The following is a 20,588-nucleotide window of genomic DNA, read 5'->3' on the forward strand; positions in this document are numbered from 1 at the left end:
CGCACAAGTCAAGGTAGCCACAGCTGCTCCATCAGCCAACGATTTAACTTGCGATGTGAATGTATAGCCTGTCAGATCGATGGCACGGCGAACATCATCCGGTGGATATTGCAGGGCTTCATCCATATCAACCAACTGTAGGTTTAAGTTGAATGTGTCACCACGCTTAAAAACAAAATTGCTCATAAGTGATTCCTATAGACATAAAAAAACCACCGATGAGGTGGTACATAAATTATTTAGGCATAAAAAACCGCCTTTCGGCGGCATTGGTTTGGAAATAATTAACCCCGCACTTGGCTGGGTTTAATGTTTGTTGGAATCTATGGTTTCACCCTGTATGCCTTTGCATAGTTTCAGGATGCTTTCGGCATGCAGTGTAATGTGTCGATGGTTTGGCTTGGTTCGCTCAATATCAATAGCTATTAGCATTGCTGCGCGCAGGTTTTCTGTCGGCTCTACACTTTCAAAAATGTAGGTGTCGTTATGAATAACAATATCGGCATAACCATCTTCTTCTGTGCTTGGCCTGCACTCCACCACAATGTAAGCAGGAACATTATTTGTCATTATCTTTATCCTCATCAAAATCTAAGGATGGTTGCGCTTCCTTAATCAGATCATCCAATTCTTTAAGCATAGCTGGCTTTGTTTGCTTACCATGGATTGATAGAAAGCTTGCTGCGCCTGACAGAGATTGGGTAATCAGCTCAAGTTGTGCTGAAAGCTTGCCAATGCGTACCTGTAGCCCATCTTTGAGTTGACGAGCCAATTCCTCTTGCTCGATGTAGTATTTGCGGATCTCATGACCTTTTTTATTGCGCTCCATCATCCCAAGGTGTTTGGTCATATCCACCGAGATGATGTACTCAATTAGGTTTTGTCCTGTTTTTGAAAGCTCCTCTTTTTTGAGGAGCTTAATAAAATCAAAATTCTCTTCAAAGCCACATTGTTTAATGCGTCGCTTAATCCAATCCGAAAAGTCCGTCTTAACCTCTAACATTTTATGTAGGTCACGCGCATTCACGCCGAGTTGGACTTTTCCATTTAATTCAACTTCGATAAATGGAGTTTGATTTTCAATTTTCACAATTGCATTCATATCGTTTACCTCGTTACCAAATAAAAAAGCCACACAGACATGCGGTAACGAGACATATCTGTATGGCAAAACGGTTAACCCAAGTTTGGATTTATCTTTAAAATTAGATATTTGAAGAAAATAAACTGGCAGGCACACTGAACATGAAAAGTGTGCTTTTCGGGGATCAACCTAGCCAGTGTTCGCCTGAATTTCAGGCATAAAAAAACCTGCCGCTAAGGACAGGTTCGTTTAAAAGTTAAATTCGTTAATTGACGCGATAATTTATTGAAATGTTGTACTGAATGAAATCCCCATTACTGCCGAGGTTCTGCACTTGACCTTGTAAGACTTCTAACTGTCCGCTCGTAAAGTATTCAAAATGAGCTAACCAAGCATCAGCGAGCTTTGTGATTACTACTTCATGTGTGTTCAGACGAGCCATGCAGTTGATTGAGATAATCCCTGTTCGCCTTGTACAAGGCACGTCACCAATTCCTGCAATGATTGAACCGCCCCATAACACATTAATTTCACACCAAAGCCCATCAGTCGGAACTGTAAAGTCTTTATTAGGATATTTAATTCGGGTCTGCTCAATTCCAGTAAAGGCCATTGCTCTAGTAATAATGGCCTGTCGTGCTTGATCTAAAGTCATTGCCATTTTAACCACCGTATTTCTGAGCAATATAGTTAAAAGTTAGGCCATAGACACCTTGAGGCGCTTGTCTTGAGTAGCCGCCTGTAGTTTTTGGTGTTTCTGGTTTATCAGTAAAGTCGCCATACTCAATCTTAGGTGCATATGGTGCATTCGTTTGGATGTAGACCGTTGAATAAGGCACCAATCTAGAAATAACGGCTTCACCTTTGTTAATAGTTGGTGTGCCGTTTTTATCCTTCTCTGACTCATTAAAAGTCATATCTTGCTGATTGATACTGACTCGATGTGATGCACGGAATGTTCCCTCATCAACAGGGCTTTGCATTACCACTCCACCCAACGCATCAATGACAATATCTTTCTGTTTTTTTGTAAGGTCGGCTTCAATTGTTTTAATGAAGGCACTCGGTTTATTTGTCCAGCCCATCAAAAGTCACCTCAACTTTACCAAAAAGTATCTCAAATACTGGTTCATTCCCTACTGTAACAACCCGACCGTCAATAGTTGTCTTATGTCGAATAAGATAGCCCTTGTTAGTATCCGCAAAGATAACGAACTTGCATTCTTCGCCCTCTAACATCACCTTCTTTGGTCCATTAGTAGATTTGCGGACCTCAACGTGATAAACGCCATCTTCATTAATGGCCTGAGTAATTAGATTTCCATCATCTAAGTTAATCATTAGACTTTCCTCAATTGGCAGAACCAGCATGAATCTGCCGCATCTTTTCCATAACTCACAACTCGATAATTGCCACCTTCAATCACCCAAATATCATTAACATCTGGCTTAACTAAAGTTCCTGCTGAATCCTTCACTTCATTTTGCAGTAGCACGGCTTTAGAGTCTGTTGCTCGGTAATCTATAGGCTTGACCAAATCTTTTGCCCAGCTTCCAAATAGGACGCCTCTGCCGCTATATACATATTCGGTGTAAGTATCCTCACCAGTCGCGGGATTGGAGCTAACTAATTTTTTCCGGGTACAAGTGAATGTATCTACAGCATCAGCAAGCTCATCTTCAGCATCAAAGGCAGCTCCAAGTTCTTGCTGAATCTCATCACGCATTCCCATGGCTTACTCCGTAATGACATATGTGTTGATGTGATACTTCTCACTAAAGAATGGCTCTAGAAGGTCAAGGATAAATTGCATATCTCCACTGACCGATTCTTCTTTGCCAGCAACATAGGTCTTGCTTACTGATGTTCCAGACTGTGCAGATACCGTTTTAGAGGCAACAACACCTTCTTTAGTTGTGTAGAGTTGCCCTGCTGCTGCAAGCTTTGCCAGATAAGCTCCTGCTGTGAGGATTGCATCAGGCACTTCACCGTCTGGATAATCTGGTAAATTTCTAGCATTAAGCCACGCATTAGCCTGCATTACAGCAATAACTGGATCACCAGTTCCCCACCAGTCAGGCCCTAGCTTTTGAGTCACACTTTCGACTGTTACATAGTTCATAGCTTAATCCTAAAAATCTAATTAAGAAGGACGGCCCGAAAGCCGCCCTGCTTTAGTTATGCACCACCATTCAGCGGTGCTTCTGGCACAGGAACTGCTACTTCAGGGTCCTTAATGCCATAATCACCCGCTGTTTTGGCAGGGTCAAACATTGTGCCTGCTGCTAATGTGTCTGTTGCGTCATCAGCATATCGGCGGTCAGTTGGGTATTGGTATTTGTAGTCTGGTTGCTTCTCAGCCATGACTGCTCTCCTTAAAGGTTAGTAATTAGGAAGCGGATTGAGGTGTCTTCTGGTTTGGTTACAAGTTCCCAGTTAGCTGCCTTCTGCAAATCAGCCCAAGAAGCGCTTAAAGACTCACGCTCTGTACCACCAGTTAAAGTGTCTTTAGGTGCAATGAAGCTAAAACCTTGCGGATGGATCAACATGTTGCGACGCGTCCAAAGGATTTCATGACCAGCACCATTACCAGTTGATTGTGTTTCTTCAACCTTCAAATCTTTTGGACCGGGAACAGAGTCATATGCAAATGCGCGTGGACCTGCAAGAATCGTGATGAACTTAGCGTTTGCGCCTGTGCCAATTTGCGTATTGGTATCTGTTTCAATGACTGCGCGCCCGTTGTAAACGGTGATTGGTGGCAAGTTATCACTTGTGGTCACTTGTTCAAGTAATTGCTGTTTACGCATCTTCGCAGCAATACGTGAATGCACGAACATCACACCACGTCCACGTAATGAAGCATTCATTGTGCTTTCCGCATCAATGTAGGCATCTACTGACCAACGTGAAGCATCTGTTGCTGTTGAAGCAGAGATGTCAGTAGTGAATCGCTTGCCGTTCGCCTGGTCATAATTACGCAAGCCAATTACTGTTGCTAGAGCACGGTTTTCGGCAGCTTGTTGCCAATACTTATTCAGCATTCCACCAATAAGCTCAAGTGAATTGACCTTCGATAAATACTGCCCAAGAACAGACTCAAGAAAGCCTTCGTTCATATAAGCAACGCGGCCTTGCATTTCACCTGCATCAATCGTGCGAGGCATTGCGATATCAGTCAAAATGGTGTTGCCATAGTTCTGTTCAACATTACCATCCACACCGTTAATGTATGGAACGACGAATGTTGATGAACCGCTTGTAAGCAAAGGACGCAAAGATTCATCAGATACAAATGCACCTGACTGCACGAGTGGCGAAACTGCCACAGGATTTGGACGTAGATAAGATAAAACTACGTCACGGTTAAATACTTCTACTAAAGAAGGCATGGAGTTACTCCCAAAAATTAATTATTAAAGTCACCATTCGCTACTGCTGCTTGGAACCCTTGAGGGTCATTCTTTTGGAATTCCAAGCGCTCTTGCGTGGTCATTTCACTTGGTTTCTTGGCAGCTCCACCACCCGAACCACCGCCAGAAGCCCCACTTCCTGACGCATTTGAAGCAACAATTAATGGCTTGAATGCCACATTGCCGCGGAACTCTTTTTTGAGGTCATCAATACTTAAAGCACTAGGTTTGCCCTGCGAATCTAGTACACGTACTTTGACCTCACCGTTTTCATCAGTTTCAACCTGAAGACGATTTGTAATATGTGGAAGCAAAACTGCCTCCGAGCCTTTGATTGAAAGCTCACTTGCTAATGCTTGTGCTGTTTGCCCGACAGTTAATTTGTAGACTTGGTCTTGCAATGCTTTGGTAGCTTCTGCATGTTTTGCTTCTGCTTGCTCAAGCTTGGCTTTCCAAGATGCTTCAATTGCAGCAACGTCACCTTTTTTACGGGCTGCTTCTTCGGCTTCACGTTGAGCTTTTTCTTCAGCTTCACGTTGTTTTTGCTGGGCAGTTTTCTTTTCACCAAGAAGTTCTTCAACTTTCCGTTTCAGCCCATCCAGTTCTGAATTATCTTGCTGCGGCAGACCTTCAACTTTTAAATAAAATGCGCCATCTTTTTCTTCGTAAAGCGCTTTCATTTCATCAGATAAGCCCTCTAGGCTATCGAGTTTGTATTTCATGTTTTGCTCCCTGAGCGGTTTTGCAGTCACAAACTGCGGGCAATAAAAAAGCAGCCGAAGCTGCTAAGGTTTGAATTAAGTTGTTTTACATATTTCTATAAATAACTGGCTTTAATGCTTGAGATGCAATCCAAATATCGTTACGACATACAGGGCAATTCAACACATAGATAGTTTCGTTTCTATCGCTCATGACTCGCAACTCATTCTTTTGAAATTCGATAACTGAATAACACTTGCCACATGAGTCTCTATAGGTCTGCAACTCGGGCGGCACACCTCGACTAATTACTTTCATAATCCCAACCTCTTAAACATTTCTTCATCTAGCTTTTTGAGTTCAGCAAGTGTGAATGGCTGACCTGTTAGCGGATCTACAAACTTATCTAGAGAATACTTACCCTCTTTGAATAGTTTGTATCTTGTTGGCCCAAGCCAAGACTTTTGAAAAGCTGCATCTTGTTTATCAAACCAACCTTTGAAAGTTGTATTTGAATCAACAACGCCTATTTCACCTTCACCATTCACTTTATTGTTAAATGGACGCATCCCAATTGTTTTTCCTGAATCATCAGAGACGGGAATTAGAATCGATCTACAGTTGGGGTGAAGTGGTGGCACAGGATGAGGTTCATCTTTCTTATAAACCTTGTCTGAATAACCCATGCAGATTTTAGAAGTGCGGCTATCTAGTGTTGCGATGAACTTTACATATTCAACACCAATGATCTGATATGTTTCATTCAGAGCAACATTGGACACATGACTTCGAGCAGTTCGTACCATTGTAGAAATCTGGTTTCTACTCTGATCAAGCAAACCGTCTTGGTAATTAAGAGCCTTCTTGCCTTTAATTCGCTGAACAATCTGCTGGTTTGTCTGACCCCGAGATAGACCATCTCGAATAGTTTGCTCTACCCGAACTTTTGCATCGTCTGCGATCTTCTCGAATAGGTAATCAAGCAGCACACCACCGCTTAAAGGCGTTTTCTTTGCCTTGTTGAATAGCGTCTTTCCATTTGGTTCTATTTTGCGATTAGCGAGGGTTTTAGCCTGATATGTAGCTTCATACACCGCTAATGCAGTAGCGCTTACAGTGAAGCTCTCAAGCAATCCTGACGCTACACTTGCCTGCCAAGTCTGAACCAATGTTCTAACTTCTTTCAAAGCTGGCGTTGTGTATTGCCCTGCCATCAATGCAGTCTTTTCAGCGTCACTCAAGTCATCTAACAAATCTCTTAACTTTGAAAGCATCTCACTAGAGAGCGAATCAAATTGTGTTAGAAGATTATTGATTTCAGTTGAAGAGAGCCGATAAAGATAGGCCTGATGTGATACCAGGGCATCAAGTAGAGCTTGTTGTGACAACTGGACGTTCATTTGTCACTCCTGAGAATTAAACCACCATAGGTCTATTAACTGACTCGCTTTCTATACGTGTTTGCTCATCTTCATAGCTAATTTCTGGAACTTTCCCAGTAGTTAGCAACTCATGGAAGGTTTCCATACTCATGCGATTAGCAAGCACCATTTCCCAATAGAATTTAAGCGTATCAAGGTCAATCTTGCCTTTAGCGAAATCTTGTTTAATTGTGAGTTTCGCTTTAGATCCACTTCCGTAGTATGCAGCACACCATTTAAGCGCGTATTCCATCGCCTCATTGGTATTAGCCGCACACAAAGAAAGAACACTGTACTGAGCGAGCTTTTCATTATTTGATTGGGTAGCAGTCTTATTGACTTGTTCAGTCTCAAGGATCTTCGCCCCCATCGCCTGCATGTACTTTTCTTTAGCATCCATAGCCTGTTTTGCTAAGGTGCTTTCAGTGACTTGCTTGTAGTCAAATGATGAGCCTTTCGGAAGCATTAAAGGATTCTTAGAACCTAAGCGAACTCCATTTTTCTGCAACCAGTCACGCCAACCTTCATCAAGTTCATTAATAACTGGCTGAGCTTGTCCACAGATAAATACCATTTCTTCATAGCTTGCGCTGTTTTGATAATGGGCCAAGTTCATAGTGACAATTGGTTCTAATGGGATCGGGTCAATATTCCAATCATTAGCCAAAGACCCCAAAGGAATAAAAGGAATTTCATTCCATCTTTGGCCTAATGAATTCGTTGGATAGAAGGCATCACCGCCCTGTAGTTCTCCTGACTTATCTGTATAAACTTGAACGTTATATTCATTGTTTTCATCAAGTCGAAGTACGCGGTAAATATTGATTTCTTTCTTAGAGAATTCGTCTTCTGGATCTTTTTCTGTGGACTTCTCATGCAAGACAATAAGTTCAGGCTTATAGACCGAACCAACTCGCTTTAGACTCCAATTGATAATGCTCAACGACTCATAAAATACGATTGTTGGTCGAATGCCTAAGCTCTCTGCCTGCTGCACAGACACATTGCCGTCAGTAGTTGGATAATCAACAAATAAACCACCACGTGCATGTTTAAGCTGACCTTGCAAGGCAGATTGTGCAACTTGGTAAATTGACTTACCTGTACCATCTGCATCGTATTTAAGAAAATCCATTCCATCCGGTTCGAACGTTGGGTCCTCAGCAAATACCACGCCCACCATCTTGTTTAATGTGTCTTTAGAAATCTCATAAAACACAGCACGGGTTAAGTAAGCCAAATAATATTGATCATTCTGCGTTAAATCAGACGATACATTGGGTTTTGGTAAATAAAGTTCGCCACGCTTCTTAACCGTGGCAGAACCATCACAGACATCGTCGATAGTTTCCCAACGCTTTTTCATGTCTGCATAAGCTTGATGTTCAGTATTAACTGGCATTAGTAAACCATTCCTATATCTAGTGTTTTTGCAACAACCTTTTTACCCATAGCCACAGCAAACATACGGAAGCCATCAGCACCGTGTGAGTGAATGTCATGAAGTGGGTTGTCTTTCCAACATCCAAGCTTGTCATTCCACTCTTTTCGGTAGTTCTCAAGATGAGTGATGCCTTCTGCACATTTGTACTCATCAAATTCACATAGAGGCAAAATCTCACGAACCTGCTCAATACCATCCATCACCGTTATATTTGGCACCACTTCGAAGTTGACTGAGTATTTCTCCCCGTCATCAAGCACATAACCTTCTTTGGCAATGTCTAGTCGAGACTTACCATCATTCATAAGAGAACGGTTTTTGATGTCGTGTGGAGCGTAATGCTTGCTGTACTTGTAGCCTTTGTCTTTAAGCACTTTGAAATAGTGCCGCATACCTTCGCCTGAGTTTTCGTAGTAATCAATTACCTGATAGCAAGTATCTGATAGCTTTCGAATAAACCAGATCACCATAGAATCTGAGACACCTAAGTCCCAGAAGGTCATAACAGGTAAATGATCATTAGAAGGCAATACACCAATGCGTTTATTGGCATACAAGAATTTAAATTGGTTCTTGTAGTAAGCACCTTCAACAGACTGAGCAAAAGCTTCACTAGGAATACTTGGATATTCCCGCTTCATATCCTCGCCAAGAGTTTTCTCTTTTGAGTGATACCAAGCCCTTTGCTTTGGCGTTGTTTTAATCTTGTGCTTAACTTCCAGTTCTTCAAAATACTGAACTAGTCGCTGAGGTAGTTCTTCAGTTGGTTCAATTTCATAATCAGCATTCTTCCACCAGGAGAAGAAAAAGAATTTCCAATCAAGAGGACTTAGTTTTTTGCTGAGTAATAATAACTTTTCAGCTAATTGGCAAAATTCGTAGAAGTAACCACTTTTACCTTCAGCAGTACTTTCGAGTGTGATACGACCTTTAAGGCTTACTGCTTCAAATGCACCAGTAACAATCTCACGTGCTTTATCTGGGAACTTCGCACAAATCTTACCGAACTCAGACACATGTAATCGGTCTAAAGTTCCACCACGAAATGAAGTTGAAACGGTAATTGAGCCACCTTTGCTAAAAACAAGCTCATCTTTAGTTTGAATCTCTAAAGGATTGGCTGCTTTGATAAGGTGTGGCAAGCGATCGTAAGCGTACTTAACCTTTTCACGGAACAGACGCTTAGCATCATGTAATGTATGGGCAATCAAAGCACACTTATCAGACATGAACAATGCAGCATCTAACTGAATCATGCACATCTCAGTGGTAAAACCTAACTGACGTGCCTTTAAGATGATGTTACGTGTCCATTCGTTTTCGAAGTATTCAAGCTGTTCAAGTGTCATCTTGAACTTAACTTGTTTGCCTTCCTTATTTGTAATGTAGTAAAGATTATTTAAGCGCCATAACTGGTCTTTAAGTTTCGCTTTATGCTCAGGTTTCAGCATGGCTACTCCTTATAGTTACGCATCCTTCCCTATTTCATCCATCAATTCTGATAATGACTGAACTTCAAGTGTCAGCTTATTCTCTTGTTTGTCAGCTAAGCCAAGCTCACGGGCAACAATAGAAGCATTAAGCAATCCAGCACTTGCACCTTCAAACTTTTGAGTGAAGATAACCCTTTTGATATCGCTACAGATTCCAATAAAACCTTCTTTAGAGCAGTAAGTTGCCCAAGTTTCGTCAGAGATATCAAGAAAGAAACATAGACCTTGAATGGTCATTGCGCGCATCTTCGGCAAATCTTCAACAGTTACAACGCCCTCATATGCAAATGCCTTCGCCTCTTCTAGTGGGTTATCTGTAACCCATTCAAAGTATTCACAGGCAGCTTCCCATAGTTGTTCTGGATCTTCAAAGATCGGTTTACGACCGTGAGAGCTGCGCTGCTCCCAGAATCTATTACCGATTGGAGCTGCCATATATTTACCTCATAAAAAAAACCGCCACTTGGGCGGTTACTGAAAATTATTTTACTTTAATTTGTATAACTCTGATTGGATGCATTCTAGTCCATCAAATCCAGCCAATTCTAAAACCCTTTCCACAATTGGTTTAAAGTTACCATTCGCTGTAGGTGATATATAAATAGACCTGACCAGCTGTTTAACATCAATATCCAACTTGATTCCATCAGTATTTCGCACATCTTCCTTTTTCGGCTGATGTATATTGCTATTTAAAAGGGTACGCGCTTGATTAAGTAAGTATAAAGCTCTAAATTCATTTTCATGAGCAAAACTCACTCTTTTCTCAAACATTGGTTTTAAGAAATTTTTAGCATTCACTGAGGAAGAATCATCTACATAATCAATTTCTTGTAAATAAATATCCCCTTCTTCATTATCACCTTCTTCAAGAGCTAATCCTAAATCATAAATTGTGCTACAAATCGCAATGCAATCATTGCTTTGCCCATACAATTTCCACATAGCAGCAGATTCTACATCCCCTATAAACCAACAACTTGCATAGGCATATAATGGTATTAATTCCAATCCAGTAAGATGTGTTTGATGTAATCGATCTTTGGCTTCTTGAGAGATATTAAAATCTGATTGAATTACTTCATACTGAGCACTAAGATCTGCTTTGTAAGCACTTGAAATATATCCCTCATATGGATCTTCAAACTTATCGATTCTTCTTAAATAGATGGATTTATTTAAAATCAGATCTAAAAACTTTGTTAGGTCCATGTATCTCCAAATTTTAGTGTTTGGACCATACTTTTTTGTATTATTAAAAATTTCCACTTATCAACCTTTTGTTAATGTAATAAGTGAATTATAACAAAGTTTTAAACCCTAGCTCGGCAACTGATTATTTAAAGCTCTAAACCTGCCTGGCTTTGTTTCCGCAACCGCAATCTTTCTTTGAACAGTTGGAATTGTTGTTTGATCCAGTCACGACGTTCCTCACATCCTTTACAGGCCATATTCGCCTCTAACCAATAACTCTTGCCAATTCGATTTTTTCTTTGCCAACTTTGGCTAAATATTTTCTTAACTTTGACAACGCTTGCTTTTCAGTCTTAGCAAATACAGTAAAAAGCGGCTTTGTTGTTCCCAATTCAACCCAATGATATTGATTCATAACTATTCCAGCACATACTTAAGATCATCAGGCGTTTCCAAATAACACCCTTGTTTATTGCAGAATGCGTGAATGTCGTTTAGGTATTCAGTGAATTGAGCTGTGCTTGCATCTGTAGTGCTCATTAGCTCACATAGACCGTTTGCTACATCTTGGTAGAGTGGATGCTTAGAATCCTTTAATTCTCTTACAGCCTTGAATGTTTTCTTATATTGACCAACATCATCACGATCATAGATTTTTGCTAAGAAGTTCTTTTTGAAGAATAGATGCTCATAGTCTTTATCAGTACCTTGACGTTTAGCCCACTGATTAAGCCACATCCAGTACAAACGGTTTTGAGCCTTTGAACGATCTTTCTCTTGTGGTGCAATCAATACGACTAAAGGCTTCCCTTCACTCGCAGCTTTAGCATGATTAGTATTGAGATAGCCAATTACATAGTTGATGTCAGAATGGTTTTTGATGACGAATCTAGGTTCCATTTTGACCTCGCAATAAAAAACCACCCGAGGGTGGCGTGTTCTAATTTGGATCCGCGCCCATAAGGAAATCGGGGCGAACTTCTTCACCATTGATTATTTTTATTGTCTGCTGTAGTGCATGCTTCTCATAATAGACCTGTGAATATTGGCGCTGTAGTGATTCATTACGCTTCTCTAATTCTTCGATCTTTCGCCCATACTTTTCTTCATAGTACTTTTCCACTTCATTGTAGGCTTTGTCTTTAGCCTCTTTGACTTCAGCAACCCATTCTTTTGTCTGCTCAGTGTCGTTATACATATTCCATGCATAATTAATGAAGCGCGAACTAGCACCTTTTTGAAATTTCAGTAACTCAAAGAAAATGAATTTAAGTTGCCAAAATGGGGCTTCTGTTAATCTACCAAACTCATGTGATCTTTTGAATTTTATGCCACACCAACCAAAGTTTATTAGTATCATTTTACACCTCGATCATAAAGCACAATTATATCATAACCACATGATTTAATTAAAAAACACTGTCGGAATTTGTATCTATTTTTAACATCAATTCAGTCTTTTCTAACCATTGATCAAACATCGCTTCTGATTCTTGTCTTGTGCCTAATTCAAACTTATCGAAAGCAGAATGGCAAACGTAGCACAGCGGAACTGCGTATAAATCACTTGCCTTGATACCACGCCCTTTCCCGTGTTTTGAGCTATTAGAATGAGCCGCTTGTGAGTGAGGATAGCCGCATCTAACGCAAGGTAGCGCTCTTATTTCGTTTAGCCTCTTTGTCGAACGCATTTTCTAGATTCTCTATTCTGGTTCTGAGAGTATTTACTTCACGCTGACATTCAGTCTTAAACGTATGGCTACTGAATAAATGGTTATAATTTTCTAACCGGCTAAGATTGCGTTTATAGATTTCTAAATTCTTCTTCGCTTCGATTGTGTCCATGTTCACCCCAATCCATATGACTTAGATGAAATGAGCTTTGTAATAAGAACGTTTACTGTGGTGTGAGGTATCCTATCGTTTTCCTACCACAAACTAATTATGCCCACTCACTTCTCTAAATTAAATGGCACGCCATGCAGGATTCGAACCTGCAACCATTGGTATAGAAAACCCATGCTCTTTCCAGTTGAGCTAATGGCGCATTAAAAGCCCTCACCGCGGGGCCAGACGCTACTCATCAATCCATCATCTCGAAATGGGCTATCAATCTGACTTCTTAATTTTCGTTTCGTTTTGGGTGGGGTGTCACCCCAATTCTGTAATTTACTCTAAGGCCCACTCAGTACGTGACGAAATCGCACTGGATTCAAACCACTTATATGGCTGGTTTCTGCATCACACCGTTTGCGCTTATAGCTGAGCAAATGAATGCACAGCGTCACAAATCCGAATTACCTAATGGCTGACGTTATTTCATAGAATCACCAATTGTTCAGGTTTATTTCAGACAACAAAAAAGCCCTACGTTTAAGCATCGACTAGAAATCCAGTCCAGCACATCGGAATCCAATGTTCTAAGCTTGTAGGGCATAAAAGCAAAAAGCCCACGATTAAGTGAGCTTTGATGTGTTGGTCTTCGGAAATCCGTAATACGACCAGTATAGAAAAACATTACCTTAAATCCGTTTAGCTGTCAATTGTTTAGCTTTTTACGGTACTGCCCTACATAGAAATCGATTTCATCTTCCATGTCTTTCAAAATAATATCTACCATTGCGCCAAGATAAGCATAGTTCTTGCTATATGTATCTGCTTTGATCTCATCAATCCCGCAGAACTTCAATTGTCCCTGCAAAGTACGATCTTCTTTGATCACTGGACGCATCTTAAAGAATACCTGCATGCGAGCTACCTTCATGCAAAACAATTTAAGGTCAAAGTGATGTCGCTGACGCTCTTTGCTTGCTGCTTCATGTAATATCTCACCAATATGCTCAACAAGCGTCTTAAATGCCTGTGTCGTGTCTCTTGAATCACCCCACACTAACATCTCGCAATATGCCTTAGTTGCCTCATCTTCAATTGAAGAAATAGCCCCGCAACGCTCTTCCCAAGTAGGCGCTTTCTCTCCTGTCGATGCAGTAGACGTTTCATAGCTTGCCGTTTTAGCTCTCATTTGCTGACCAACCCATTCAAGATTTGATAATTTTTCCGTTACTACTGCCGCATTCATACCGTCACCTCTAAAGCCATTCCAATCCTCTTAATTCAAAGACTGCTTATAAACCGCCTCAACACCTGCTTTTAATTCGTCAAGCATTTTCAATGTTTCATCACGACCAATTTCAGCAAGTATTGAGCCGACAAAATCACAAATCACTAGCCGCTGGATTGTTCTTAAATTTCTTGAATCATCGCTTATTGCTTTTGCGCAAATCTCAACCTTGGTTGAAACAGCCTCTTTAACCTCAATAAACTTTTCTGTTACTTCATTCATCCCTATTCCCCTCAACTGCTCAAATACATAAATACTTTTTAATTTCATCTATGGCTTCATCTGCACCGAAGCAGACTTTGCACATGTAACCTTGTTCTTCTAAGCGTTGAATCATGAGCCTTTGACTTGGTTGTAACTTCCCTTTCTTTGACTTCAACTCAATCCAAAGCCCGTGTACTTCACCATTTGGAATGATAAGTTGAAGGTCTGGAACACCAGCCTTCACGCCCAACTTTTTAAACTTTGCAGCTTCAATAATGTTTCTTGAGCCACCATTTGGAATATGAAACAAGTAATCACTCAAACGACCTGAACCATACTTCACTCGATGCGCCCAACTCATGAGCGTCATTTGTTCTTGATCTTCTGTAGGTACTCGGTTGAATCGCTTAGAGCGAGCTGCCTTCAGTGACTGGACCCTTTGAGCCTCTTTGAATGTGGTCATTGGTCACCTGCCTCAAGAACATCAGTTCTTTCACGCGCTAGATATAGGTCAACTTCTTCAAGCAAGGTTTCATAGCGTCTTTTCGCTTCACTACCCAATACAGAAGCTTCCTTCTGAATTTCCCATGCTTTGTCGTAGTCCTTTTTTGTATGCACTGGCTCATCAGGGTCATGCACAAAACAATCCAGAAACTCTTCAAAGCGATTGATAGATTCTCTATGAACTTGAATCCAATGAATAAACATCATTCCGATTTTGGCCAATTCTTCGTTATTCACTGTCCTTCCCCCTTGAGCGCTTGCTCTCCTATCCATTCTTATTTGTTTGCACCACAACCAAAGCAATGTAGTAGCGCATAATCTTCTTTATCTGAGCCAATTCCTTGCAACGGTTCTTTACCGCAACGACCACACATGCCATTTATCATCGCTGCAATAGATTTCCCTTTCCATGCACCTAATTCTTGCTCAAGGAATTGCACCCGCTTTTGCAGCTCCTCTGATCGTCTAGTCAACTTCTGCTTTATACTTAAGTTCTGTTGGTGTAGTAGCTCATGCCCTTGAATCAAACTTTTGAGATTCGAAATTTCTTGGGCTTGCTCCTCCACTTTCGCTTGCTGGTGCTGGAAAACTTCATAAGCAGTCTGAACAATATGATTCCTGTACTTTCTGCCATTCTTATCAAAAACACTTACAGACAATTGATTTCTGGCAATCTCCAACAACATGTTTTCATAGTGCTTGGTTGTTCTGAAATATTCCTCAAACTTATCCATCTCAAACATCCTTTGATTCAAAGTAAAAGGTCACAGGCTTCTGGATGAACTCAACCAATCCAAAGCGCATTAAGTGGCGTATCTGAGAGCAGTCACGAGGCACTTGAATGTCACGATAGTGCGCAAGAAGAGAGCGCCAAGACTCTAAAGACAATGAGCGCTTATTGTGATTACAAGCAGTGCATGCTGGCATTAAATTTTCATAGACATCGTTTTCAGGTTTTTCTGGCTTTCCTGTAGTTAAGTCACGGACTACTGCAACTAGATGATCTGCATGCCACTTATCGCCAAGCAACTCACCACAATAGGCACAATGGCCGTCATACTTCTGTTTTAACTCTTCGCGTTGTTTTTTATTTAGCCTCATGATCTTTCACCTCACAAAGCGGGCTGATGTGGTTTTCTGGTTTGTCTAATACTTCGCAGTCAATGCGGAGCCCTATCTGCTTTTCTGCTTCAGTTGCTTTGCGATACCTATCAAGTTTCTTCTTAGCAATTGTTATGATTCCAAAGTCTTTGCTAAAGCCATGAAAGTAGTGCTTATGTTCGTACAGCAGCTCAACAAGACCTGAATTAACAGCCGTTTGATTAACTAGGATGTCGCCTTTTTTAAACTCACTCATGGCTGGCTCCGTATATTGATTCGTGGTCTTTAATTGCTCTTGCAAGCTCATTAGGGCGAATATCTAATTCAGATTTCCCACTATGGACATACTCAAAATACTCACGAATAGCACCAGATCGTCCACCTAGTTTTTTAACCAAATCAACTGACTCCACCAGACGCTTGAGGTCTTGAATACACAGGCAGTCATCTTCAATAAATCTAAGATTTCCACCAAAAACAGCAGTTGAACGCCAAGACCCTTCTGTAAATGTTTTTAGAATTCGACCTTCCCACTGGCGGTATTGTCTTAGCCCGTAGTGAGTTGCACCTTCAGGCACCCCCTCAACCACCTCTCTCGCCTTCTTCACCCCGAAATCACGAATAAACTGTTCTGGTTTCATACCGCCTCCTTGTAACGTTTAGTAATGGCTTTCTGCTTGAGCTGGTCTAGCATTTTCAGCTTTCTTAATTTCTCGTATAGGTTCGCTGCTGCTCTTGTTTCTTTGTTGCGAGTGCCGAGGTTATAAGCTCTACGCAGCTTCATCATTGAGGTGTAATCAACAAATTCGATCATGCTTTTAGCTCCCCTTTTACATTCAGGATGTCTTTAGCGTATTGGGTAGCTTTGTAATGGTTCTTGCCGACACGCTCGAAATAGTTCCACTCAACAAACTTTTGAAGAGCGCTATAAATTGTTCCTCGATTGAAATCAAACACTGATTCCTTCACGTCTTTGACATTGAAAGGCGCAGTCGCATGACAACCGAACATGAGCAAGCTAAGTTGATCATCAAAGTTCAATTTCTTAGTTCTATTTAATGTTTTCATGCTGCCGTTCCTTCTTTTCGAATAGTCACAAAACGGCAAATATCTAAGCGGTCCATAACTCGAACTACGCCTTTCTTGCCATGACGGTTTTTAGCAACGATTAATTCAGTAACACCTGATGGCAGGTCGTCTTCACCAATAATTGGATTCGCTAGGATGATTTGATCTGCATCCTGCTCAATCTGGCCTGATTCTTTTAGATCCGACGCTTTTGGACGCTTCCCTTTCTCCGACTCACGATTAAGTTGAGCCAACGCGATAACAGGACAATCAAACTCTTTAGCCAATGCTTTTAAATCACGGCTAATAGAACTTACTTCCTGGTAACGGTCTTTCTTGTTTGGGTCGCGTACCAATTGAAGGTAATCAATTACGATGCACCCTAGTTTTTTGTACTTGCGCTTAGCTTTACGCGCCCAAGAATGTATTTCTGCAATTGTAGGTTTCTGCTTGTCTTCGATATGGATTGGCAAAGAACTGAATCGTCTTTGAGCATCTGCAAATTGAGCCAACATCCCATCAAATAATTCAGCGTTATGAATGTTGTCATAAGGAATTTTGGTTAAAGCTGAGATACAACGGTTTGCGAATGTCTCTACATCCATTTCAGCAGACACAACCAATACAGGCTCGTTGTATTGCACTGCTGTTTGAATTACTAACATTTGCGCCAGTGTTGATTTACCAGAACCAGGACGACCACCAACGATGCAGAAGTGCCCTTTTTGAATTAATCCAACCAGGTTATCCAGTTGGGTTAAGTTGAACTTTACGCCTGTGTATTGCTTGTTAGCTTTGGCCTCAGCCTTTTGAATCAAACGGTCTGTAGCGCGGTTCATTGCTTCTTCAAAAGTGAAGCTAGTCTTCTCAACATCGTTTGAAGTTTTCTTTCCATCCAGGATGCTTTCTGCCGCAATATGAACGTCAGGTATTGTTAAGTCTTTAGCAATCTCTGCAATGCTTTTCCCGATATGCTCAACTTCACGGTGTGCCTTGAACTTGTTCAACTCAGCAACATAAGACTCTAGGTTGTAAAAGCTTGAAGGCGCTTCACTGCTCATTTGAAGCAGGTATTCAGAACCACCCATCAAATGAATTACGTTTTTTTGTTTAAGCTGCTGCTCAACCATAACGAAGTCATAAGGTTTGTTTTCGTTAGCAAGGTCGGCAATAGCCTGGAAGATTTGCTTATGGCGCTCTGGAAAGAAGCACTCAACATCAAGATCATTGCTTACAACGTCAAACGATTTATCCACAGTCATTAAAGCTGTAAGAACCGCTTGTTCCATTGGGATATTATGAATATTTGACATTACCAATCCCCCATGTCTGCTTTGAGTTCAGAAGGATTGATGTTTTGTGCAACACCGCTAGCCTGTTGGAGTAAACGCTCTACGAGCTTGTAGTCACGCTTAACCCACTTCACAAAGTTTGAATACATCTGAGTGCTTGTTACTGCACCAGTGATGATTTTGTTTTCGTAGTGTGGGTTGATTTCAAGAAGTAACTCGTCAACTTGCGCTTGGCTGATTTTTGGTAAACCAGAACGTTGTAACCAAGAATTGAGTTGATGAAGATTAGGTGTCCAGATCTTTAGAATTTCATCGACTGGATTTTGTTGAGCGTCACTCTCTCTATAATTATTTCTATAAGTATTATCTATTGTGTCTTTACTAGGTAAAGTGCTCGTACTTTCCTTAGTAAAGTGCTCGTGCTTTACTAGGTAAAGTGCTGTACTAGGTGAAGTACTTTCCTTAGTAAAGTGGTCAGACAGCGAAACTTCGTTAATTTTGTACTGATTTCCTAATTTCGGATGTGTAGAAATAACACTGATAACACCCAATGAAATTAATTCCTCAAGCCCTTTACTAACGGTTTTTGAGCTTGATTTTCTAGCTTTGGGATTGTCTTTGTGACGCTTCTCTTCCTGTAATTGTGAGTAGCTAACATAATCCGATTCTTTATTGAACCCACTGATGTAGCTCTCGAGCATGAAGTAGACATGTCGAGCAGCATCAGAAATGAACGGATATACATCACGTCTGTATTGCCAGCTTGAGCGAACATGACCCTCCTCGAACTTGTCTGTCATATTGCCCTTACCTTTTGAAATTGGAATAATTTCAGCCTGCTTCAATGCACCCATCAAACACCTCTCAATACAAGTGCAGCTAATTCAGCTTTTGCTTTAGCCAATGCCATAGAGTTTTCGAGAGTTCGATTAAGCACATAAGCCTCAACCGCTTTTTGAAACAAACTAATCTTCCGATTTAGTTCAATGTCTGCTAATATTGAATAGTTCATTTGGTCCACCTTGTTTGAACACTAAGCCTGATTGTCACCATCAGGCTTTTTCTTTATATCCAAGCTCAAAACACATTCCGAAATCTTCAATGTCATCTTGAAAAAGATCGTCAATGGTTTGCTTGCTTTCCATCCACGCTTTTGACATCACAAAAAGCGCATTTAGTTTTTCCTCGCTAATCATTCGATATTTCTTGAGGACAGTTTTGAATCCAAGAACATCCAATAGCACTAAACAGTTCTCAAGCTCAGTCAAGCCATTGGATTTTCTATCATTTTTCATTCGTGATAATGTGCTTGGATCAATCCCCAACTGTTCAGCAACCTGACTTTGATTGCTTGATGCAAGGGCTTGCAAAACTCTAGAAACTTCATTTCTAGCCCTTGCACTCAATTCGGTTGATACTTTGCTCATGGTTTAGTTCCTAAGCGGTTAATGCTTGGCTGCGGACATAATCGAAATCGACATCAGGACAAAGTTCATCACAAGGAACTTTTCCTTCACTTTCTTTATCAATTCGAATAGCTAATGCAGCACCACATTTTTTGTTGACATAAATAATTTGTTGAAGATTCCCTAAAGTCGTTAGGCATGCTTTTGCAAAGGCTTTTCGTTCTTCAACAGTCATCTTCGATAAGTAAGCTTTAAGCTGTTCTGTGTTTGAAGAAGACATAGTTATCTCCTTTAGTGATTTATTTAGTAAATACTAATTTTAATCACTAAACAAGTCAACAGATATTTAGCGAATACGAATTTACTTTTTACTAAAAACTATATGAAATAGAGCTTATGGATACTGTTGCAAGAAGACGCAGAAATCTGCGAAAAGCTATTGATGCTTTAATCGAATCTGGGAAATTTAAGAGTGATGCAGCTTTTTGCGAACATTACGACTTAAGTACGAGCCATATTTCACAAATGATTAATGGTCACGGTAGTTTTGGCGAGAGAGCTGCTAGGAACTTAGAGAAAAAAGTAGGCTGGCCTAATGGTTATTTAGATCTTGAAAACCAAGAAGATCAAAGCCCTATTGTGTCTGAAAGTAATGTTGGACCAACCAAGAATAACCTTCGAACAATTCCCCTATTAGATTATGTCCAAGCAGGTCTATTCCATGATGTTGGCTATGATGGAATAAACCCTATTGGAGAAAGCTACACAACATATCAAGGATATAAGCCAGAGTGCGTTTTCTCTCTTAAAGTTGAAGGAAATAGCATGTCACCAGAATTTAAGGCTGGCGATGAAATTGTTGTTGATGCATCTCTTGAACCTAAACCTGGATCGCTTGTAATTGCTCAAGAAGTCCAACATGGAATAGCAAGAACAACTTTCAAAAAGTACAGAGTGATTGGTATTAATGAATTTGGAGTTGATGTTGTTGAACTAGTACCACTAAACCCTGATTACCCAACCTACAACTCAACACAAATTGAAATATCAATTATTGGGGTTGTGGTGAGACACAATAGGGAAATAACTCATTAAAGGATTCGGGACACCTAATCCCGAATTGCAGCCTAGGAAGCTGCT

The 20,588-nt window shown here is 40.7% G+C and carries 36 protein-coding genes, 1 tRNA gene and 1 pseudogene; 1 reads left to right on the plus strand and 37 read right to left on the minus strand.

Annotated features, from left to right (window positions below; genetic code table 11):
* The 37 genes and pseudogenes from R5R67_RS14440 to R5R67_RS14620 all read right to left on the minus strand — a co-directional run.
* A pseudogene (locus R5R67_RS14440) lies at positions 1 to 186 on the minus strand (hypothetical protein); the annotation flags it as partial.
* A 120-nt stretch (positions 187 to 306) separates the two neighbouring features.
* Positions 307 to 570 (minus strand): hypothetical protein, encoded by a 264-nt coding sequence (locus R5R67_RS14445; RefSeq protein WP_000184044.1) that lies wholly within the window; start codon positions 568 to 570, stop codon positions 307 to 309.
* Positions 560 to 1,102: a phage antirepressor Ant gene (locus R5R67_RS14450; RefSeq protein ID WP_000991780.1), complete on the minus strand. Its 543-nt coding sequence runs from the start codon at positions 1,100 to 1,102 to the stop codon at positions 560 to 562. Before R5R67_RS14450 ends, R5R67_RS14445 begins: the two co-directional genes overlap by 11 nt.
* 247 nt (positions 1,103 to 1,349) lie before the next feature.
* Positions 1,350 to 1,745, minus strand: a complete 396-nt coding sequence (locus R5R67_RS14455) for a phage tail terminator-like protein (protein WP_109428978.1) — start codon at positions 1,743 to 1,745, stop codon at positions 1,350 to 1,352.
* A 1-nt stretch (position 1,746) separates the two neighbouring features.
* Positions 1,747 to 2,169: a hypothetical protein gene (locus R5R67_RS14460; RefSeq protein ID WP_318754919.1), complete on the minus strand. Its 423-nt coding sequence runs from the start codon at positions 2,167 to 2,169 to the stop codon at positions 1,747 to 1,749.
* Positions 2,153 to 2,425, minus strand: a complete 273-nt coding sequence (locus R5R67_RS14465; protein WP_318754921.1) for a hypothetical protein — start codon at positions 2,423 to 2,425, stop codon at positions 2,153 to 2,155. Before R5R67_RS14465 ends, R5R67_RS14460 begins: the two co-directional genes overlap by 17 nt.
* A complete protein-coding gene (locus tag R5R67_RS14470) occupies positions 2,425 to 2,817 on the minus strand; it encodes a glutamate 5-kinase (RefSeq protein ID WP_318754922.1) in 393 nt (130 codons plus the stop codon). Before R5R67_RS14470 ends, R5R67_RS14465 begins: the two co-directional genes overlap by 1 nt.
* 3 nt (positions 2,818 to 2,820) lie before the next feature.
* On the minus strand, positions 2,821 to 3,207 hold the full coding sequence (locus tag R5R67_RS14475) for a hypothetical protein (protein ID WP_318754923.1): 387 nt from the start codon (positions 3,205 to 3,207) through the stop codon (positions 2,821 to 2,823).
* Between the two features lie 56 nt (positions 3,208 to 3,263).
* The gene (locus tag R5R67_RS14480; RefSeq protein ID WP_000818586.1) at positions 3,264 to 3,449 is read right to left on the minus strand and encodes a hypothetical protein; all 186 of its coding nucleotides are present in this window, start codon (positions 3,447 to 3,449) and stop codon (positions 3,264 to 3,266) included.
* 11 nt (positions 3,450 to 3,460) lie between these two features.
* Positions 3,461 to 4,477 carry a hypothetical protein gene (locus R5R67_RS14485; RefSeq protein WP_001139644.1) on the minus strand — a complete coding sequence of 339 codons (1,017 nt, stop codon included), beginning with the start codon at positions 4,475 to 4,477 and terminating at the stop codon, positions 3,461 to 3,463.
* A gap of 17 nt (positions 4,478 to 4,494) precedes the next feature.
* Positions 4,495 to 5,220, minus strand: a complete 726-nt coding sequence (locus R5R67_RS14490) for a hypothetical protein (protein WP_016653815.1) — start codon at positions 5,218 to 5,220, stop codon at positions 4,495 to 4,497.
* Between the two features lie 294 nt (positions 5,221 to 5,514).
* Positions 5,515 to 6,600: a minor capsid protein gene (locus tag R5R67_RS14495; RefSeq protein WP_318754925.1), complete on the minus strand. Its 1,086-nt coding sequence runs from the start codon at positions 6,598 to 6,600 to the stop codon at positions 5,515 to 5,517.
* Between the two features lie 16 nt (positions 6,601 to 6,616).
* Positions 6,617 to 8,023 (minus strand): DUF4055 domain-containing protein, encoded by a 1,407-nt coding sequence (locus R5R67_RS14500; RefSeq protein ID WP_318754926.1) that lies wholly within the window; start codon positions 8,021 to 8,023, stop codon positions 6,617 to 6,619.
* Positions 8,023 to 9,516 (minus strand): terminase, encoded by a 1,494-nt coding sequence (locus R5R67_RS14505; protein WP_318754928.1) that lies wholly within the window; start codon positions 9,514 to 9,516, stop codon positions 8,023 to 8,025. The genes R5R67_RS14500 and R5R67_RS14505 overlap by 1 nt, the downstream gene beginning before the upstream one ends.
* Positions 9,517 to 9,531: 15 nt before the next feature.
* Complete coding sequence (locus R5R67_RS14510) at positions 9,532 to 9,993, minus strand: terminase small subunit (RefSeq protein ID WP_000729883.1); 462 nt, start codon at positions 9,991 to 9,993, stop codon at positions 9,532 to 9,534.
* Between the two features lie 51 nt (positions 9,994 to 10,044).
* Positions 10,045 to 10,827 carry a hypothetical protein gene (locus R5R67_RS14515; RefSeq protein ID WP_104133612.1) on the minus strand — a complete coding sequence of 261 codons (783 nt, stop codon included), beginning with the start codon at positions 10,825 to 10,827 and terminating at the stop codon, positions 10,045 to 10,047.
* A 190-nt stretch (positions 10,828 to 11,017) separates the two neighbouring features.
* Positions 11,018 to 11,167: a hypothetical protein gene (locus R5R67_RS14520; RefSeq protein WP_153228065.1), complete on the minus strand. Its 150-nt coding sequence runs from the start codon at positions 11,165 to 11,167 to the stop codon at positions 11,018 to 11,020.
* A gap of 2 nt (positions 11,168 to 11,169) precedes the next feature.
* The gene (locus R5R67_RS14525; protein ID WP_109428972.1) at positions 11,170 to 11,652 is read right to left on the minus strand and encodes a hypothetical protein; all 483 of its coding nucleotides are present in this window, start codon (positions 11,650 to 11,652) and stop codon (positions 11,170 to 11,172) included.
* Between the two features lie 40 nt (positions 11,653 to 11,692).
* A complete protein-coding gene (locus R5R67_RS14530; protein ID WP_017394234.1) occupies positions 11,693 to 12,112 on the minus strand; it encodes a hypothetical protein in 420 nt (139 codons plus the stop codon).
* Between the two features lie 49 nt (positions 12,113 to 12,161).
* Positions 12,162 to 12,443 (minus strand): hypothetical protein, encoded by a 282-nt coding sequence (locus tag R5R67_RS14535; RefSeq protein WP_318754930.1) that lies wholly within the window; start codon positions 12,441 to 12,443, stop codon positions 12,162 to 12,164.
* Positions 12,394 to 12,597 carry a hypothetical protein gene (locus tag R5R67_RS14540; protein WP_031995926.1) on the minus strand — a complete coding sequence of 68 codons (204 nt, stop codon included), beginning with the start codon at positions 12,595 to 12,597 and terminating at the stop codon, positions 12,394 to 12,396. Before R5R67_RS14540 ends, R5R67_RS14535 begins: the two co-directional genes overlap by 50 nt.
* Positions 12,598 to 12,722: 125 nt before the next feature.
* Positions 12,723 to 12,799 (minus strand) — tRNA-Arg (locus R5R67_RS14545).
* 492 nt (positions 12,800 to 13,291) lie between these two features.
* Positions 13,292 to 13,831 carry a hypothetical protein gene (locus R5R67_RS14550; protein WP_000990567.1) on the minus strand — a complete coding sequence of 180 codons (540 nt, stop codon included), beginning with the start codon at positions 13,829 to 13,831 and terminating at the stop codon, positions 13,292 to 13,294.
* Positions 13,832 to 13,861: 30 nt separating this feature from the next.
* Positions 13,862 to 14,095, minus strand: coding sequence for a hypothetical protein (locus R5R67_RS14555; RefSeq protein WP_068541569.1), 234 nt, complete (start codon positions 14,093 to 14,095; stop codon positions 13,862 to 13,864).
* A gap of 19 nt (positions 14,096 to 14,114) precedes the next feature.
* On the minus strand, positions 14,115 to 14,540 hold the full coding sequence (locus R5R67_RS14560) for a VRR-NUC domain-containing protein (RefSeq protein WP_318754931.1): 426 nt from the start codon (positions 14,538 to 14,540) through the stop codon (positions 14,115 to 14,117).
* The gene (locus R5R67_RS14565) at positions 14,537 to 14,818 is read right to left on the minus strand and encodes a hypothetical protein (RefSeq protein WP_318754942.1); all 282 of its coding nucleotides are present in this window, start codon (positions 14,816 to 14,818) and stop codon (positions 14,537 to 14,539) included. The genes R5R67_RS14560 and R5R67_RS14565 overlap by 4 nt, the downstream gene beginning before the upstream one ends.
* 38 nt (positions 14,819 to 14,856) lie before the next feature.
* On the minus strand, positions 14,857 to 15,315 hold the full coding sequence (locus R5R67_RS14570) for a hypothetical protein (RefSeq protein ID WP_318754932.1): 459 nt from the start codon (positions 15,313 to 15,315) through the stop codon (positions 14,857 to 14,859).
* A 1-nt stretch (position 15,316) separates the two neighbouring features.
* The gene (locus R5R67_RS14575; RefSeq protein WP_318754933.1) at positions 15,317 to 15,682 is read right to left on the minus strand and encodes an HNH endonuclease; all 366 of its coding nucleotides are present in this window, start codon (positions 15,680 to 15,682) and stop codon (positions 15,317 to 15,319) included.
* Positions 15,669 to 15,938, minus strand: coding sequence for a hypothetical protein (locus tag R5R67_RS14580; RefSeq protein ID WP_001288626.1), 270 nt, complete (start codon positions 15,936 to 15,938; stop codon positions 15,669 to 15,671). Before R5R67_RS14580 ends, R5R67_RS14575 begins: the two co-directional genes overlap by 14 nt.
* Positions 15,931 to 16,323 (minus strand): hypothetical protein, encoded by a 393-nt coding sequence (locus tag R5R67_RS14585; RefSeq protein ID WP_318754934.1) that lies wholly within the window; start codon positions 16,321 to 16,323, stop codon positions 15,931 to 15,933. Before R5R67_RS14585 ends, R5R67_RS14580 begins: the two co-directional genes overlap by 8 nt.
* A complete protein-coding gene (locus tag R5R67_RS14590) occupies positions 16,320 to 16,496 on the minus strand; it encodes a hypothetical protein (RefSeq protein WP_318754936.1) in 177 nt (58 codons plus the stop codon). The genes R5R67_RS14585 and R5R67_RS14590 overlap by 4 nt, the downstream gene beginning before the upstream one ends.
* Entirely contained in the window at positions 16,493 to 16,750 is a 258-nt protein-coding gene (locus tag R5R67_RS14595; protein ID WP_309004356.1) for a hypothetical protein, read from the minus strand. Before R5R67_RS14595 ends, R5R67_RS14590 begins: the two co-directional genes overlap by 4 nt.
* A complete protein-coding gene (locus tag R5R67_RS14600) occupies positions 16,747 to 18,063 on the minus strand; it encodes a replicative DNA helicase (RefSeq protein WP_318754937.1) in 1,317 nt (438 codons plus the stop codon). Before R5R67_RS14600 ends, R5R67_RS14595 begins: the two co-directional genes overlap by 4 nt.
* Positions 18,063 to 18,896: a hypothetical protein gene (locus tag R5R67_RS14605; protein ID WP_114676259.1), complete on the minus strand. Its 834-nt coding sequence runs from the start codon at positions 18,894 to 18,896 to the stop codon at positions 18,063 to 18,065. Before R5R67_RS14605 ends, R5R67_RS14600 begins: the two co-directional genes overlap by 1 nt.
* A complete protein-coding gene (locus tag R5R67_RS14610) occupies positions 18,896 to 19,054 on the minus strand; it encodes a hypothetical protein (RefSeq protein WP_318754940.1) in 159 nt (52 codons plus the stop codon). The genes R5R67_RS14605 and R5R67_RS14610 overlap by 1 nt, the downstream gene beginning before the upstream one ends.
* A gap of 40 nt (positions 19,055 to 19,094) precedes the next feature.
* Positions 19,095 to 19,469 (minus strand): helix-turn-helix domain-containing protein, encoded by a 375-nt coding sequence (locus R5R67_RS14615; protein WP_000049343.1) that lies wholly within the window; start codon positions 19,467 to 19,469, stop codon positions 19,095 to 19,097.
* Positions 19,470 to 19,479: 10 nt separating this feature from the next.
* Positions 19,480 to 19,728, minus strand: a complete 249-nt coding sequence (locus tag R5R67_RS14620) for a YdaS family helix-turn-helix protein (RefSeq protein WP_000099229.1) — start codon at positions 19,726 to 19,728, stop codon at positions 19,480 to 19,482.
* A 116-nt stretch (positions 19,729 to 19,844) separates the two neighbouring features.
* Between R5R67_RS14620 and R5R67_RS14625 the strand changes: the two genes are divergently transcribed.
* Entirely contained in the window at positions 19,845 to 20,543 is a 699-nt protein-coding gene (locus tag R5R67_RS14625) for a LexA family protein (protein ID WP_000381818.1), read from the plus strand.
* Positions 20,544 to 20,588: the final 45 nt, after the last annotated feature.

It is taken from the genome of Acinetobacter sp. OYA S30 (assembly GCF_033599315.1).
Taxonomy (GTDB): domain Bacteria; phylum Pseudomonadota; class Gammaproteobacteria; order Pseudomonadales; family Moraxellaceae; genus Acinetobacter; species Acinetobacter baumannii.